This window comes from Streptomyces sp. NPDC020379, assembly GCF_044387105.1.
Taxonomy (GTDB): Bacteria; Actinomycetota; Actinomycetes; order Streptomycetales; family Streptomycetaceae; genus Streptomyces.
This window is the reverse complement of the sequence record NZ_JBIRVR010000001.1, coordinates 18121-32225: the sequence shown is the minus strand read 5'-3', so window position 1 is coordinate 32225 and position 14105 is coordinate 18121. Positions and strand designations below refer to the sequence as shown.

Genomic DNA, 14105 nt, shown 5'->3' with positions numbered 1-14105 from the left:
CGGCCTGGACCCGCCCGACGGCCCCTCGTCCCGCCAGGGACCGTACGCCGCCTCCCGGAGTTCAACGAACTGTTGAACGTCAGTGGCATCGCGTACGCTGCGGAACACCGAACGAATACCGTTCCAGTCCGCGGGAGGGGCCGCAACCGTGCTCATCGACACCTACGGTCGCGCCGCCACCGATCTGCGCGTCTCCCTCACCGACCGCTGCAACCTCCGGTGCACCTACTGCATGCCCGAAGAGGGCCTCCAGTGGCTCGCCAAGCCCGACCTCCTCACCGACGACGAGATCGTCCGCCTCGTGCGCACGGCCGTCACGGCACTCGGTGTCACCGAGGTCCGCTTCACCGGCGGGGAACCCCTGCTGCGGCCCGGCCTCGTCTCCATCGTCGAGCGCTGCGCGGAGCTCCTGCCGCGCCCCCGGCTCTCCCTCACCACCAACGGCATCGGCCTCGCCCGCACGGCCGGCGCCCTGAAGGCCGCCGGGCTCGACCGCGTCAACGTCTCCCTCGACACCCTGCGCCCCGACGTCTTCCACGCGCTGACCCGGCGCAAGCGGCACCAGGACGTCCTCGACGGCCTCGCCGCCGCCCGCGCGGCCGGCCTCACGCCGGTGAAGGTCAACGCCGTCCTGATGCCCGGCCTCAACGACGACGAGGCCCCCGAGCTCCTCGCCTGGGCCGTCGGATGTGGCTATGAGCTCCGCTTCATCGAGCAGATGCCCCTTGACGCCCAACACGGCTGGAAACGCGAGGGGATGATCACCGCGGAGGACATCCTCGCGAGCCTCCGCACGCGCTTCCGCCTCACCCCGGAGGACGACGCCGAGCGCGGCTCGGCACCCGCCGAGCGCTGGGTCGTCGACGGCGGGCCCGCCCGCGTCGGAGTGATCGCCTCCGTCACCCGCCCCTTCTGCGCGGCCTGCGACCGCACCCGGCTCACGGCCGACGGGCAGATCCGTACGTGCCTGTTCGCGCGCGAGGAGTCCGATCTGCGGGGCGTGCTGCGCTCCGGCGCGCCGGACGAGGAGATAGCCGAGTTCTGGCGGCGCGCGATGTGGGGCAAGAAGGCGGGCTCGGGGCTGGACGACCCGTCCTTCCTCCAGCCCCGGCGCCCCATGTCAGCGATCGGCGGCTGACTCCCACTCCCGCAGGGGCACCACGTCCTTGAGGAAGCCGCGCAGATCAAGGAAGTTGGACAGGTGCTCACGGTGCTCGTCGCACGCGAGCCACGTCTTGCGCCGGTCGGGCGTGTGCAGCTTGGGGTTGTTCCACGCGAGCACCCACACGGCATCGGCGCGGCAGCCCTTGGCGGAACAGATCACAGCGGTATCGGGGGAGTTCACACCCCAGACTCTACGTGCCACGGCGCGGCCGGGAGCCACCTGGACACGGCGACGCCGGGCAGCCACGGGGGGAGCCGCCCGGCGTCGGTCTGTCGCTCCGACGGGGGATGCGGAGCGCTTAGGAAGTATGTCACGGGGTGACCGGCGCGCGGCACTGAAACCACATGATTGATCTGAGGTTTTCTTGAGCTTGGCGGCGCGTGCACCGGCCCGCGAGCCCACTCCCGCACATCAGTTGTGGTCACGCCCTTGATCGCCGGACAGCGGCCGGCCGTCACCGCGGTCCGCTTCCGCCGCGGGTTCCGCCGGACCGGCCATGGGAGGGGGCATCAGCACCGGCCGGGTCGGCGCGGGGACGAAGGTGCCGGGCAGCGAAGGGGCGTTCTCCCGGCCCGCGTTGGCGATCACGACGGCGACATAGGGGAGCAGCGCCCCCAGGATCAGGGTGCCGATGGCCACATAGCGCTCGACGTTCCACAGCACCACGGTCAGCACCACCGAGAGGGTGCGGACGAGCATCGAGAAGACGTACCGTCGCTGCCGGCCGCGCACGTCCTCGGCCAGACCCCGTCGGGCCCCGGTGATCCTGATGACCTCCGGCCCGCCCAGCTTCCGCATCACGTTCCACCACCCGCTCGCCGCCGGGACGTGCCATTCGTCCAGGACGTATTCAACGTTACGCCGCGCCCCGCCCGCGTACGAGACCGGGGCACCCCGTCCGGCCCCCGCCCCGACCTGCATCTCTCTCATGCACGCGGCGTAGGGGCCGGTCCGAAATGCGCCGTACCCCGGGCGGCCCCAGAATGGCGGGGCACGCCATATCGCGCCGCATGAGGAGGCGACATGAGCTGGTTGTGGGCCATCATCGTCGGTCTGGTGCTGGGCCTGATCGCCAAGGCGATCCTGCCGGGCAAGCAGCAGATCCCCCTCTGGCTGACGATCATCCTCGGCATGATCGGCAGCCTGCTCGGCAACTGGGCGGCCACGGGCCTCGGCATCAACGACACCAAGGGCATCGACTGGGGCCGTCATCTGCTCCAGCTGGCCGGAGCGGTGCTGGTGGTCGGCGTCGGGGACCGCCTGTGGGTGGCGGTGCGGGGCGACCGCAAGGCCCGGGCATGAAGGAGGCCGGGCGGGCCGGATGAACCGGCCCGCCCGGCGCTCGCTGGCGACCGGGGCCTACAGGCCGCGGATCTCCGCGACCTTGCGGCCGGCCTTGAGATACACCCCGGACGCCGCGGTGCCGAGCTTCGCCACGGCCTCCCCGACGACCTCGCCCAGCGGACGGATCGCCTCGGACTCCGGGAGCACGACCGCCTCCTGGCCGCCGGAGTGCTCGACGATCAGCCGCAGACCGTTCTGCTTCGCCACCCGCCGCGCCGCGGAGGCGCTCGGCTGGAAGCCCAGCACCTGGCTGAGCACGGTCGTGGCCGCCTCGCCGCCGTGCTCGCCGAGCTCCACCACCGGCAGGCTCTCGACGTCGGTGAAGCTCTTCTTCGAGAACTGCGCGATGAAGCCGGCCCGCGCCGCCATCGCCGCCTCGACGCCGTACAGCGCGGTCACGACCTCGCCCGCCAGGACCTTCTTGAGGTCCATCGGGTGCAGCGACCGCTCCGCCACGCGGGCCAGGACGAGCGCGACCTCCTCGTCGGACCACTCCGTCCACGCCTTGAGGTACGGCTCCATCAGCCGGTCCGGCACCGACATGATCTTGCCGAAGACATCGTCGGCGGGCGCGGTCAGACCGACGTAGTTGCCCTTGGACTTGGACATCTTCGCGCCGGTGCCGTCCGTGCCCTCGATCAGCGGCATGGTCACCACGAGCTGCGGGCGCTGACCGCGCAGCTCCATGAGCTTGCGGCCCATCTGGAGGTTGAGCAGCTGGTCGGCGCCGCCCAGCTCCACGTCGCAGTCCAGCGCCACGGAGTCCAGGCCCTGCGCGATCGGGTAGAGCAGCTCCGACATGGTCAGACCGGAACCGGCGGCCAGCCGCGTGCGGAAGTCCTCGCGCTGGAGCAGCTGCGAGACCGGCACCTGCGAGAGCAGACCCAGCAGCTCGGGGAAGGTGTACGGCGCCAGCCACTCGCTGTTCTGGCGGAACCTGACCTTCTCGAAGTCGAAGAACGGCCGGACCTGCTCGCGGTAGCCGGCCAGGTTCCGCGCGATGTCGTCGTCGGTGAGCGGCGGGCGCTCGGCCGTACGGCCCGTCGGGTCGCCGATCTTGGCGGTGAAGTCACCGATCAGCAGGGTGACGTCGTGCCCCATGCGCTGGAAGCGGTTGAGGATGATCATCGGCACGGCATGGCCGAGGTGCACATCGGTGCCGGTCGGGTCGATGCCCAGCTTGATGCTCAGGCCCTTGCCCGCGGCCCGGCGCTCGTCGATGCGCGCGGCGAGCTTGTCCACGCCCGGCAGCACCTCGACCGTACGGGCCGCGATCAGCTCGGCCTGCTCCTTCGCCGACAGATCCGTCAGGTCGAGATAGCGCCGCGAGCCCGTCTCCGTGAGCAGCCGCTGGACGGTCTGGTCGGAGGAGAGGTCCTGCGCGAGGAGCTCGCTGGCGCGGGCGACGGATTCGCCGAGGCGTGTCATGACGTTCCTGGGGATCGAGAGGACGGATGAAGGAGATGAAGGAAGGAGAGAAGCGGAGGACGGGAGGGAGGGGGTGGACGGACGCGCCCAGTCTATTCGGCCCGGCGGCGCGCCCCGGCTGTCCCACCCCCGCCCGCGCTCACACCCCCTGGCTGACCGAGCTCATGTTGAAGTCGGGCACCCGCAGCGCGGGCATCGCCGCCCGGCTGAAGTAGTCGCCCCACTCGCGGGGCAGCGTCGGCTCGGTGCGGCCCGCCTCCGTCGCCCGGGAGAGCACGGAGACCGGGGACTCGTTGAAGCGGAAGTTGTTCACCTCGCCGACGACCTCGCCCTTCTCCACGAGATAGACGCCGTCCCGGGTGAGCCCGGTGAGCAGCAGCGACGCCGGGTCGACCTCGCGGATGTACCACAGGGAGGTCAGCAGCAGACCGCGCTCGGTGTCGGCCACCATCTCGTCCAGGGAGCGGTCGCCGCCCCCGTCCAGGATGAGGTTGTCGATGCCCGGGGCCACGGGGAGGTCCGTCAGGCCGGCGGTGTGGCGGGTCGTGATCAGCCGCTCCAGCACGCCCCCGCGGATCCAGTCCGTGGCGGCGAGCGGCAGCCCGTTGTCGAAGACCGAGGAGTCCTCGCCGGAGCTGCTCGTGAGCACGAACGGCGCGCACTGCAGGCCGGGGTGGGCCGGGTCGCTGCGCAGTGAGAGCGGCAGCGCGGTCAGCTTCTCCCCGAGCCGGGTACCGCCGCCGGCCTTGGAGAAGACCGTACGTCCCTCCGCCGCCTCCCGGGCCGTCGCCGACCACGTCTGGTGGATCATCAGGTCCGCGACGGCGGTCGGCGGGAGCAGCGTCTCGTAGCGACCGGCGGGCAGCTCGATCTTCGTACGGGCCCAGGCGAGCCGCCGGGCCAGCTCGGCGTCCAGCGCCGCCGGGTCCACGTCCGTGAAGTCACGCGTGGCGCGGCCCGCCCACGCGGAGCGCGTGCGGTCCGGGGACTTGGCGTTGAGCTCCAGGGTGCCGGTGGGCTGGTCGTGCCGGAGCCGCAGCCCGGCGGAGGAGCCCATGTAGTGGGAGTCCACCTGGTGCAGGGCGAAGCCGTAGAGCTCGCGGCCCTCGGCGCGGGCGCGGGCGAAGGACTCGCCGAGCGCGGGCGCGAAGGCGTCGAAGACCGCGGGGGAGGTCTCGGCGGGCGCGTCGGTGAAGTCGGGGGAGTGCGGGACGCCCGTCACCAGCGGCTGGGCGTCCTCGGCCGGGCCCGCCTCCCGGGCCGCCGCCTCGGCGGCCCGGACCAGCGGCTCCAGCTCGTCCGCGGTCACCGCCGAGCGGGAGACGACCCCGGAGGCCGTGCCCTCGGCGCCGTCGACGGTCGCGATCACGGTGACGGTGCGGCCGCGGGTGACGCCGTTGGTGGTGAGCGCGTTGCCCGCCCAGCGGAGATTGGCGGTGGAGTCCTCGCTCGCGATCACGACACAGCCGTCGGCACGCGACAGCTCCAGGGCGCGCTCGACGATCTCGTGCGGCTTGTTCCGGTTACGAGGGCTCACTGACCTGCCTCCTGCGTCGTGTTGAGACTGTGCTGGCCCGGGGTGCGCCCCCCGGACCCCCGGCCGGATCCGTGGTGCGCGCTCACTGACCCGCCTCCCGCGTCGTGTTGAGACTGTGCTGGCCCGGGGTGCGCCCCCCGGACCCCCGGCCGGATCCGTGGTGCGCGCTCACTGACCCGCCTCCTGCGTCGTATTGAGGATGTTGACGCCCTTGAAGAGCGCGGACGGGCAGCCGTGGGAGACCGCGGCGATCTGGCCCGGCTGGGCCTTGCCGCAGTTGAACGCGCCGCCCAGCACATATGTCCGCGGCCCGCCGACCGCCGCCATAGAGCCCCAGAAGTCCGTCGTCGTCGCCTGGTAGGCGAAGTCCCTGACCTGCCCGTCGAGGCGGCCGCCGCGGATCGCGTACGCCCGCTGCCCGGTGAACTGGAAGTTGTAGCGCTGCATGTCGATCGACCACGACCGGTCACCCACGATGTAGATGCCGTCCTCCACGCCCGCGATCAGCTCCTCCGTCGAGGGGCCGTCGGGCGCCGGCTGGAGGGAGACGTTCGCCATCCGCTGCACGGGCACATGCGCGGGGGAGTCGGCGAACGCGCAGCCGTTGGACCGCTCGAAGCCCGTGAGCTTCGCGATCCGGCGGTCGAGCTGGTAGCCGGTCAGGACGCCGTCCTTGACGAGGTCCCAGGACTGGGCCGCCACGCCCTCGTCGTCGTAGCCGATGGTCGCCAGGCCGTGCTCGGCTGTCCGGTCGCCCGTCACGTTCATGATCTTCGAGCCGTAGCGGAGGCTGCCCAGCTTGTCGAAGGTCGCGAACGACGTGCCCGCGTACGCCGCCTCGTAGCCCAGCGCCCGGTCCAGCTCGGTGGCGTGGCCGATCGACTCGTGGATCGTCAGCCACAGGTTGGAAGGGTCGATCACCAGGTCGTACGCCCCGGGCCGGACGCTCGGCGCGCGCATCTTCTCCGCCAGCAGCTCCGGCATCTCCGCCAGCTCCGCGTCCCAGTCCCAGCCGGTGCCCGTCAGGTACTCCCAGCCCCGGCCGACGGGCGGCGCGAGGGTGCGCATCGTGTCGAAGCCGCCGGTCGCCGGGTCCACCGCGGTCGCCGTCAGCTGCGGGTGCACGCGGACGCGCTGCTGGGTGGTCGTGGTGCCCGCCGAGTCCGCGTAGAACTTGTTCTCCTGCACGGTCATCAGCGTGGCCTCGGTGTGCGAGACCCCGTCCGCGGCCAGCAGCCCGCTGCTCCACTCCGCGAGCAGGGCGGTCTTCTCGGCGTCCGGCACCTCGAAGGGGCTGATCTCGTACGAGGAGACCCATGTGCGGTCCGCGTGCACCGGCTCGTCCGCCAGCTCCACCCGCTCGTCGGACCCGGCCGCCGCGATCACCTTGGCCGACAGCTTCGCCATCGCGACGGCCTGCCCGGCCACCCGCGCGGCCGCGTCCATCGTCAGCTCGACGCCCGCGGCGAACCCCCAGCTCCCGCCGTGCACCACGCGCACCGCGTAGCCCAGGTCGGTGGCGTCCGACGAGCCCGCGGGCCGGGCGTCGCGCAGCCGCCAGGAGGCGCTGCGCACGCGCTCCAGACGGAAGTCGGCGTGCTCGGCACCGAGCGCGCGGGCGCGGGCGAGGGCGGCGTCGGCGAGCGGCCGCAGCGGCAGCGCGAGGAATGACTCGTCGATGGAATGGGGCGTGGAACGGGGCACAGGGTCCTCCCGGAGGTCGTCCTGTGAATCATGCCGCCTCCCGGGTGGCCCACGCACCGCGTTTCCGCTCGTCGGGCCGGGCCCGGGGAGCACCGCTTCTGTAGAGATCCAACAGTGTGCGCGGCGAGCCCCTGTCGCAGGTCGATTCCCTCTTCGATGACCACTACCGATACGTTTCGGTGTAGTCAGCAGCACCCATGGATGAAAACGGAAGGGTGATCCCTTGAGCCGCTCGGTTCTCGTCACCGGAGGAAACCGGGGCATCGGCCTCGCCATCGCCCGCGCGTTCGCGGAAGCGGGCGACAAGGTCGCCATCACCTACCGCTCCGGTGAGCCGCCGGAGGCGCTCGTGGAGCTGGGCTGCCTCGCCGTGAAGTGCGACATTACGGACCCGGAGCAGGTCGAGCAGGCTTACAAGGAGATCGAGGAGAAGCAGGGCGCGGTCGAGGTGCTGGTGGCCAACGCCGGCATCACCCGCGACCAGCTGCTGCTGCGGATGTCCGAGGAGGACTTCACCTCGGTGGTGGACACCAACCTCACCGGCACCTTCCGGGTCGTCAAGCGCGCCTCGAAGGCCATGCTGCGGGCCCGCAAGGGCCGCGTGGTGCTGATCTCCTCCGTCGTCGGCCTCATGGGCTCGGCGGGGCAGGCCAACTACGCCGCCTCCAAGGCCGGCCTGGTCGGCTTCGCCCGCTCGCTCGGCCGCGAGCTGGGCTCCCGCAACATCACGGTCAACGTCGTCGCGCCCGGCTTCGTGGACACCGACATGACCCGTGTGCTCAGCGACGAGCAGCGGGCGAACATCGTGAAGCAGGTGCCGCTCGCGCGCTACGCGCAGCCCGAGGAGATCGCCGCCTCGGTCCGCTTCCTCGCCTCCGACGAGGCCGCATACATCACTGGAGCCGTCATTCCTGTCGACGGCGGATTGGGCATGGGTCACTGAACGTCATGAGTGGAATCCTTGCAGGCAAGCGCATCCTGGTCACCGGCGTCCTCACCGAGGCGTCGATCGCCTTCCAGGCCGCGAAGGTCGCCCAGAACGAGGGCGCCGAGGTCATCCTCACCGGCTTCGGCCGTCTCTCCCTGGTCGAGCGCATCGCGAAGCGGCTGCCGAAGCCCGCTCCGGTGATCGAGCTCGACGTCAGCAACCAGGAGCACCTCGACGGCCTGGCCGACAAGGTGCGCGAGCACCTCGGCGAGGGCGTGGCCCTCGACGGCATCGTGCACTCCATCGCCTTCGGCCCGCAGGGCGCCTTCAACTTCCTCGAGGGCACCTGGGAGGACGTCTCCACGGCCGTCCAGGTCTCGGCGTACTCCTACAAGTCGCTGGCCATGGCCCTGCTCCCGCTGATGCGCGAGGGCTCCTCCATCGTGGGCCTGACCTTCGACGCCCAGATCGCCTGGCCGAAGTACGACTGGATGGGCGTGGCCAAGGCCGCCCTGGAGTCCACCAACCGCTACCTCGCCCGCGACCTCGGCCCCAAGGGCATCCGCTGCAACCTGGTCTCGGCCGGTCCGCTCAAGTCGATGGCCGCCAAGTCCATCCCGGGCTTCGAGGAGCTCGCGGACGTCTGGAACCACCGCGCCCCGATCGGCTGGGACCTGGCCGACCCGGAGCCGGCGGGCCGTGGCGTCGTCGGTCTGCTGTCGGACTTCTTCCCGCGCACCACGGGTGAGATCGTCCACGTCGACGGCGGCGTGCACATGATGGGCGCCTGAGCCAGGGCCCCAAGGCGTACGAAGGCCGCGCGGCCGTCCGGTGGACAGCCGCGCGGCCTTCGCGTATGCGCATACGGGGAGCGACCGCCCGAGTCGAGAACCTCGCCCGTCGCCCGCACACTGTTGGGGACGGGAGGAGGTACGGAGATGAACTCCCCGCTCCGCCGGACGGCGGCCCTGCTGTTCGCCGGCGCCGCCCTGGCCGGTGCCGTGTGCCCGCCCGCCCTCGCGGCGCCCGCGCCGGTCGTGACGAGGGAGGCCGAGTGCGGCATCCGGATCCGGGGCTCGCACGCCACGGCCCACTGCTTCAACGGCAACTCCACCATCGATCGTGTACAGCTGCACATCGAGTGCCTCCGCTGGTGGGACCCGGACATGGACACCGCGCCCGTCGAGGTCACCCCGGCCCGCCACATCTCCCTCACCCAGCGCTGCTGGCTGGGCATACGCCACGCCTGGGTGACGCACGACCCCGGCTGACCCTCAGCGCACGCCCCGGCAGCCGTACGGATAGCGGCCCGCCTCCTCCTCCGCCGTCCGCTCGTCACCGTCCCTGATCGCGGCCACCAGCCTGCCGTGATCGGCCAGCCCCTCGGGCTTCATGTCGGTGCCGACGTCCGCGCGCAGGAACTGGCGGAGCACCCCGCCGAGATCCGCGTACACCTCCGCCAGCACCTCGTTGTGCGCCGCCGAGACCACCGCCGTGTGCAGCGTGGCATCGGCCTCCACGAACCGCTCCGCGTCCCGGGAGCGCCACGCCTCCTCGCGCCGTTCCAGCAGCGCCGTCAGCTGCGCGAGGTCCTGCTCGGTGCGCCTGCGGGCCGCCAGCCGGGCCGCCTGGGTCTCCAGGGCGCAGCGCAGCTCCGCCACATGCAGCGGATCCGCCTGCGCGAAGCGGCGGTTCATCACCCCGGCGAGCTCGCTGGTGGCGAGGACATAGGTGCCCGAGCCCTGGCGGATGTCCAGCAGGCCGTTGTGCGCCAGGGCGCGCACGGCCTCCCGCACGGTGTTGCGGGCCACGCCCAGCTGCTCCACGAGCGCGGGCTCGGTCGGGATGCGCGAGCCGACCGGCCACTCGCCGGACGTGATCTGGTTGCGCAGCTCCGCGATCACCTGGTCGACGAGCGGGGAGCGGCGAGGAGAGGTCAACGGCATTGTCGTGCTCCATTCATCCCATGATTCTATGATGCCGCTATGGCACACACGGCAGACGAAGAAGTCACGACGGCGGGCACCGCCGCACCGACCCCGGCCCCCGACACCCCCGAGCCTGCCCCGGCTGCCGGGCGCGCCCCCGCCGGCTGGCACGCCAGGCTCCTCGCGGCCGGCCTCGTCATCGCCGCACTCAACCTCCGCCCCGCCGTCACCAGCCTCGGCGCCCTGATGAAGGAGGTCCGGGCCGGGCTCGGCATGGGCGGCGCGCTCGCCGGGCTGCTCACGTCCGTGCCCGCGCTGTGCTTCGCCCTCTTCGGCCTCGCCGCGCCCCGGCTGGCCAGGCGCTGGGGGCCGGCCGCGGTGGTCTGCGCCGGGATGACGGCCATCGCCGCCGGACTGGTGCTGCGGCCCTTCCTCGGCGGGGTCCCCGGCTTCCTCGTCCTGAGCGCCCTCGCGCTCGCGGGCATAGCTGTGAGCAACGTCCTCATGCCGGTCGTCGTCAAGCGCTGGTTCCCCGACCGGGTGGGGACGATGACCGGCCTCTACTCCATGGCCGTCGCGGGCGGCGCGGGCATCGCCGGGGCCGTCACCGTGCCGCTGACCCACGCGCTGGGCGGCAGCTGGCGGCTCGGCCTCCTCTCCTGGGCCGTGCTCGCCGCCGTCGCGGCGCTGACCTGGCTGGCGATCAGTGCCCGCGGGCGTACGGGCGAGGACGCCGCTCCCGCGCCCGGCGCCGCGCCCGCCGCCGTCGGCACGAGCATCACCCGCAGCCCCACCGCCTGGGCGCTGGGCATCTTCTTCGGCCTCCAGGCCACCGGCGCCTACATCGTCATGGGCTGGCTCCCGGCGATCTTCCGGGACGCCGGGGTCTCCGCCTCCACCGCCGGTCTGATCTCCGCCCTGACGATGGTCGTGGGCGTACCGCTGTCCTTCATCCTCCCGCGCGTCGCCGCCCGCCTCTCCCACCAGGGGGTCCTGGTCGTCGTCCTCGCCGTGTTCGGGCTGTCCGGCTACACGGGCCTGTGGCTGGCCCCGGCGGGCGGGGCATGGGTGTGGGCGGTGCTGCTGGGCATCTCCAACAGCGCCTTCCCGCTGGCCCTCACCATGATCGGCATGCGGGCGCGCACCGGCGCGGGCGTCGTACGGCTGTCGGCCTTCGCCCAGAGCGTCGGCTATCTCATCTCCATCCCCGGGCCCCTGCTCGTGGGCTGGCTCAACGGCGCCACCGGTGGCTGGAACTGGCCGATCGCCCTGATGGCATCGCTGATGGTGCCTCAGATCGTGGCGGGTGTGCTGGCGGGCCGCGACCGCACGGTGGAGGACGAGATCTGACCCGGCCGAAAGCCGCCGGGCGGGGGTGCGACACTGGTGGAATGCAGCAGCCCGTGCTCGACCCGAATCCCAAGAACGGCCAGAAGACGCTTCTCGCCATCCTCGGCGCGATGCTCGCGATCACCGTCGTCATCGCGGTGATCGCGACCCTCGCCTCGCCCTGACCCCGCGGTCTCCCGCGGGAGAGGGGGGCTAACCCCCGTCCCCTAGGGGGGCCTGCTCAGGGGTAAGTGGGTGGTTCACCGGATGGGAGCGGGACGCCGTTCTCCGTAGGTTCGTAGGACACCGCGAGGCGCGGTGACCCACGGACCTACGCGGAGGAGAATCCCATGTCCGCCGGCACGAAGCACCGGACGCACGGCCCCGTGCAGACCAAACTGCCGTGGTGGGGCCTCCTGCTCCCGGCAGTGGCCTTCGTGGCCCTCTTCCTCGTGCTGGCCTCGCCCGCGTCGTCGGAGGCCCACGAGACGAGCGGCGCGATGGCCTCGGTCGCTCGCGTCGCCGACTTCGTCCAGCGCACGCTCGGCGGGTAGCTCGCACGTGCCACCGAGGGGGGAACGGCCTCCCAACACCCCGCGCCTCGCCGCTCTTTTCATGCGAAGCTGGAAAGCATGAGCGCCGAACCGACTCGCAGGATCGTCCTTCTCCGCCACGCCAAGGCCGACTGGCCTGACGTCGACGACCACGACCGCCCGCTGGCGGACCGCGGCCGCCAGGACGCCCCGATCGCCGGCCGCCGGCTCGCCTCCGCCGGCATCATCCCCGACCTGGTCCTCTGCTCCACCGCCGCCCGCACCCGCGAGACATGGAAGCTCGCCGTCCACGAGCTGCCGCAGCGTCCGCGCACGGTCTACGAGGACCGGCTGTACGAGGCGTCGGTCGGCGAGCTCATCGCCGTGATCAACGAGACGCCGGACGATGTGGCGGATCTGCTGCTCGTGGGCCACAACCCCGGCATGCACGGCCTGGCGGACGCGCTCGCGGGAAGCGCGGAGGGTGACGCGCTCGCGCGCCTGAACCGGACGGCGTTCCCGACGGCGTCGATCGCGGTACTCACGCTCACGGGCTCGTGGAAGTCGGTCGAACTCGGTGCGTGCCGCTTGACGGATTTCTGGCCGCCGCATACGTAGTGGGTGAGGGCGCGCTGCCGCCTGCGGCGCTTGTCCCCCTGCCCCGCCCCTTCCCGAAACCGGGGGAGACCCCCGGAACCCCAGCGCCCTTCGGGCGCGTCCTCAATCGCCGGACGGGCTGAGTGTGCCGGCTACGGTCCGCACATCCAGCCCCTCCGGCCTTTGAGGGCAACGCGGCGAAGCCGTGTTGCTGGGCGTCCGGGGCGCGTAGCCCAGGTTTCGGGAAGGGGCGGGGCTGCGGAAAAAGCCCGCCGCAGGCGCCACAGACCCGCACCCCCCAACCGCACCATCACTCGTGCGTGTTCGCCGCCTCAACCTCTTCCCGCGTCACGCCCAACAGATAAAGCACCGTGTCCAGGAACGGCACATTCACCGCCGTATGCGCAGCCTCCCGCACCACCGGCTTCGCGTTGAAGGCCACCCCCAGCCCCGCCGCGTTCAGCATGTCCAGATCGTTCGCACCGTCACCGATCGCCACCGTCTGCGCGAGCGGAACCCCTGCTTCCGCGGCGAAGCGGCGCAGGAGGCGGGCCTTGCCGGCGCGGTCCACGATCTCGCCGGTGACCCGGCCGGTCAGGCGGCCGTCGACGACCTCAAGGGTGTTCGCCGAGGCGAAGTCCAGGCCGAGCCGCTCCCGCAGATCGTCCGTGACCTGGGTGAACCCGCCGGAGACCACGCCCACCTGATAGCCGAGCCGCTTGAGCGTACGGATCAGGGTGCGGGCGCCGGGGGTGAGCCGGACCTCGGCCCGTACCTTGTCCACCACGGACTCGTCGAGCCCGGCCAGCAGCGCCACCCGGGCGTGCAGCGACTGCTCGAAGTCCAGCTCGCCGCGCATCGCCTGCGCGGTCACCTCCGCGACCTCCGCCTCGCACCCGGCGTGCGCCGCGAAAAGCTCGATGACCTCGTCCTGGATCAGCGTCGAGTCGACGTCCATCACGATCAGGCGCTGCGCCCGCCGCTGGAGCCCGGCCGCCACGACCGCCACATCCACCCCACGCGCCGCGGCCTCCATGGCCAGCGCGGTCCGCAGGGACTCGGTCTCCGCGCCGGAGACGGCGAACTCGACTGCCGTGACGGGGTACTTGGCGAGCCGGAAGATGCGGTCGATGTTGCCGCCCGTGCCGGTGATCCGGGCCGCGATCGCGGCCGTCGACTCCGCGGTCAGCGGGTGGCCGAGCACCGTGACATGGGAACGCCCCATGCCACGCGGCCTGTTGTCGCCCCGGCCCGAGATGATCTCCGCCTGGAGGTGCAGCGAATCCGCCCAACTGTGCACCGTCGCCCGCAGCTCACCCTCCATCGGCCCCCCGCCCGACGGGGCGGTGACCAGCGCGCAGAGGGTGATGCGCCCCCGGGTGACGACCTGCTCGATGTCGACGACGTCGACGGCGAACGCGGCGAGCGTGTCGAACAGCCCGGCGGTGATGCCCGGCCGGTCCTTCCCGAAGATCTTGACGAGGAGGGTGGGTTCGTCATCGCCGGTGACGGCGGTGGCAGGCGAGGTCTGCGATGCGCTCATGGTGCTCCCACCGTATCCGGCCCCGCGGGGGATCCGTACACCTGTCCCGCCGACCGGACGGCGAAGAAC

The 14105-nt window shown here is 72.0% G+C and carries 16 protein-coding genes; 9 read left to right on the top strand and 7 right to left on the bottom strand.

Annotation, left to right across the window (positions count from 1 at the left end):
* Positions 1 to 148 precede the first annotated feature (148 nt).
* Positions 149 to 1138 carry a GTP 3',8-cyclase MoaA gene (gene moaA / locus ACH427_RS00180; protein WP_398867077.1) on the top strand — a complete coding sequence of 330 codons (990 nt, stop codon included), beginning with the start codon at positions 149 to 151 and terminating at the stop codon, positions 1136 to 1138.
* On the opposite strand, the gene ACH427_RS00175 is transcribed toward moaA, so the two are convergent.
* A complete protein-coding gene (locus ACH427_RS00175) occupies positions 1121 to 1345 on the bottom strand; it encodes a hypothetical protein (protein ID WP_398867076.1) in 225 nt (74 codons plus the stop codon). The genes moaA and ACH427_RS00175 overlap by 18 nt on opposite strands.
* Before the next feature lie 231 nt (positions 1346 to 1576).
* Positions 1577 to 2095, bottom strand: a complete 519-nt coding sequence (locus ACH427_RS00170; RefSeq protein WP_398867075.1) for a DUF3099 domain-containing protein — start codon at positions 2093 to 2095, stop codon at positions 1577 to 1579.
* Positions 2096 to 2188: 93 nt separating this feature from the next.
* On the opposite strand from ACH427_RS00170, the gene ACH427_RS00165 reads away from it, so the two are divergent.
* Positions 2189 to 2467, top strand: coding sequence for a GlsB/YeaQ/YmgE family stress response membrane protein (locus ACH427_RS00165; protein ID WP_398867074.1), 279 nt, complete (start codon positions 2189 to 2191; stop codon positions 2465 to 2467).
* A gap of 57 nt (positions 2468 to 2524) precedes the next feature.
* Here the strand turns inward: ACH427_RS00165 and tyrS are convergent, their stop codons facing one another.
* From tyrS to ACH427_RS00150, 3 genes are all read right to left on the bottom strand, one after another.
* Positions 2525 to 3937 carry a tyrosine--tRNA ligase gene (tyrS, locus tag ACH427_RS00160; protein ID WP_398867073.1) on the bottom strand — a complete coding sequence of 471 codons (1413 nt, stop codon included), beginning with the start codon at positions 3935 to 3937 and terminating at the stop codon, positions 2525 to 2527.
* A 139-nt stretch (positions 3938 to 4076) separates the two neighbouring features.
* Positions 4077 to 5474, bottom strand: a complete 1398-nt coding sequence (locus ACH427_RS00155) for a metallopeptidase TldD-related protein (RefSeq protein WP_398867072.1) — start codon at positions 5472 to 5474, stop codon at positions 4077 to 4079.
* Between the two features lie 168 nt (positions 5475 to 5642).
* The gene (locus tag ACH427_RS00150; protein WP_398867071.1) at positions 5643 to 7178 is read right to left on the bottom strand and encodes a TldD/PmbA family protein; all 1536 of its coding nucleotides are present in this window, start codon (positions 7176 to 7178) and stop codon (positions 5643 to 5645) included.
* Positions 7179 to 7401: 223 nt separating this feature from the next.
* Here ACH427_RS00150 and fabG point away from each other — a divergent pair, with 223 nt between their 5' ends.
* From fabG to ACH427_RS00135, 3 genes are all read left to right on the top strand, one after another.
* Positions 7402 to 8121 carry a 3-oxoacyl-[acyl-carrier-protein] reductase gene (gene fabG, locus ACH427_RS00145; RefSeq protein WP_366007512.1) on the top strand — a complete coding sequence of 240 codons (720 nt, stop codon included), beginning with the start codon at positions 7402 to 7404 and terminating at the stop codon, positions 8119 to 8121.
* 5 nt (positions 8122 to 8126) lie between these two features.
* The gene (gene fabI, locus ACH427_RS00140; protein ID WP_398867070.1) at positions 8127 to 8897 is read left to right on the top strand and encodes an enoyl-ACP reductase FabI; all 771 of its coding nucleotides are present in this window, start codon (positions 8127 to 8129) and stop codon (positions 8895 to 8897) included.
* 147 nt (positions 8898 to 9044) lie between these two features.
* Positions 9045 to 9377, top strand: coding sequence for a hypothetical protein (locus tag ACH427_RS00135; RefSeq protein ID WP_398867069.1), 333 nt, complete (start codon positions 9045 to 9047; stop codon positions 9375 to 9377).
* Between the two features lie 3 nt (positions 9378 to 9380).
* Here ACH427_RS00135 and ACH427_RS00130 read toward each other — a convergent pair whose 3' ends face one another.
* On the bottom strand, positions 9381 to 10052 hold the full coding sequence (locus tag ACH427_RS00130) for a FadR/GntR family transcriptional regulator (RefSeq protein WP_398867068.1): 672 nt from the start codon (positions 10050 to 10052) through the stop codon (positions 9381 to 9383).
* A 39-nt stretch (positions 10053 to 10091) separates the two neighbouring features.
* Here ACH427_RS00130 and ACH427_RS00125 point away from each other — a divergent pair, with 39 nt between their 5' ends.
* The 4 genes from ACH427_RS00125 to ACH427_RS00110 all read left to right on the top strand — a co-directional run bounded on the left by ACH427_RS00125 (position 10092) and on the right by ACH427_RS00110 (position 12514).
* A complete protein-coding gene (locus ACH427_RS00125) occupies positions 10092 to 11384 on the top strand; it encodes a CynX/NimT family MFS transporter (protein WP_398867067.1) in 1293 nt (430 codons plus the stop codon).
* A gap of 41 nt (positions 11385 to 11425) precedes the next feature.
* Positions 11426 to 11548, top strand: coding sequence for an SGM_5486 family transporter-associated protein (locus ACH427_RS00120; RefSeq protein WP_361528238.1), 123 nt, complete (start codon positions 11426 to 11428; stop codon positions 11546 to 11548).
* A gap of 165 nt (positions 11549 to 11713) precedes the next feature.
* The gene (locus ACH427_RS00115; protein WP_398867066.1) at positions 11714 to 11917 is read left to right on the top strand and encodes a hypothetical protein; all 204 of its coding nucleotides are present in this window, start codon (positions 11714 to 11716) and stop codon (positions 11915 to 11917) included.
* Positions 11918 to 11995: 78 nt separating this feature from the next.
* A complete protein-coding gene (locus ACH427_RS00110) occupies positions 11996 to 12514 on the top strand; it encodes a SixA phosphatase family protein (protein ID WP_398867065.1) in 519 nt (172 codons plus the stop codon).
* Between the two features lie 289 nt (positions 12515 to 12803).
* On the opposite strand, the gene serB is transcribed toward ACH427_RS00110, so the two are convergent.
* Positions 12804 to 14036, bottom strand: a complete 1233-nt coding sequence (serB, locus tag ACH427_RS00105; protein ID WP_398867064.1) for a phosphoserine phosphatase SerB — start codon at positions 14034 to 14036, stop codon at positions 12804 to 12806.
* Between the last annotated feature and the right edge of the window lie 69 nt (positions 14037 to 14105).

Bases quoted from the DNA above. Each gene is read 5' to 3' on its own strand.
- ACH427_RS00170 (WP_398867075.1), bottom strand. From the start codon at position 2,095: ATGAGAGAGATGCAGGTCGGGGCGGGGGCCGGACGGGGTGCCCCGGTC.
- ACH427_RS00165 (WP_398867074.1), top strand. From the start codon at position 2,189: ATGAGCTGGTTGTGGGCCATCATCGTCGGTCTGGTGCTGGGCCTGATC.
- tyrS (WP_398867073.1), bottom strand. From the start codon at position 3,937: ATGACACGCCTCGGCGAATCCGTCGCCCGCGCCAGCGAGCTCCTCGCG.
- fabI (WP_398867070.1), top strand. From the start codon at position 8,127: ATGAGTGGAATCCTTGCAGGCAAGCGCATCCTGGTCACCGGCGTCCTC.
- ACH427_RS00135 (WP_398867069.1), top strand. From the start codon at position 9,045: ATGAACTCCCCGCTCCGCCGGACGGCGGCCCTGCTGTTCGCCGGCGCC.
- ACH427_RS00130 (WP_398867068.1), bottom strand. From the start codon at position 10,052: ATGCCGTTGACCTCTCCTCGCCGCTCCCCGCTCGTCGACCAGGTGATC.
- ACH427_RS00125 (WP_398867067.1), top strand. From the start codon at position 10,092: ATGGCACACACGGCAGACGAAGAAGTCACGACGGCGGGCACCGCCGCA.
- ACH427_RS00120 (WP_361528238.1), top strand. From the start codon at position 11,426: ATGCAGCAGCCCGTGCTCGACCCGAATCCCAAGAACGGCCAGAAGACG.
- ACH427_RS00115 (WP_398867066.1), top strand. From the start codon at position 11,714: ATGTCCGCCGGCACGAAGCACCGGACGCACGGCCCCGTGCAGACCAAA.
- ACH427_RS00110 (WP_398867065.1), top strand. From the start codon at position 11,996: ATGAGCGCCGAACCGACTCGCAGGATCGTCCTTCTCCGCCACGCCAAG.
- serB (WP_398867064.1), bottom strand. From the start codon at position 14,036: ATGAGCGCATCGCAGACCTCGCCTGCCACCGCCGTCACCGGCGATGAC.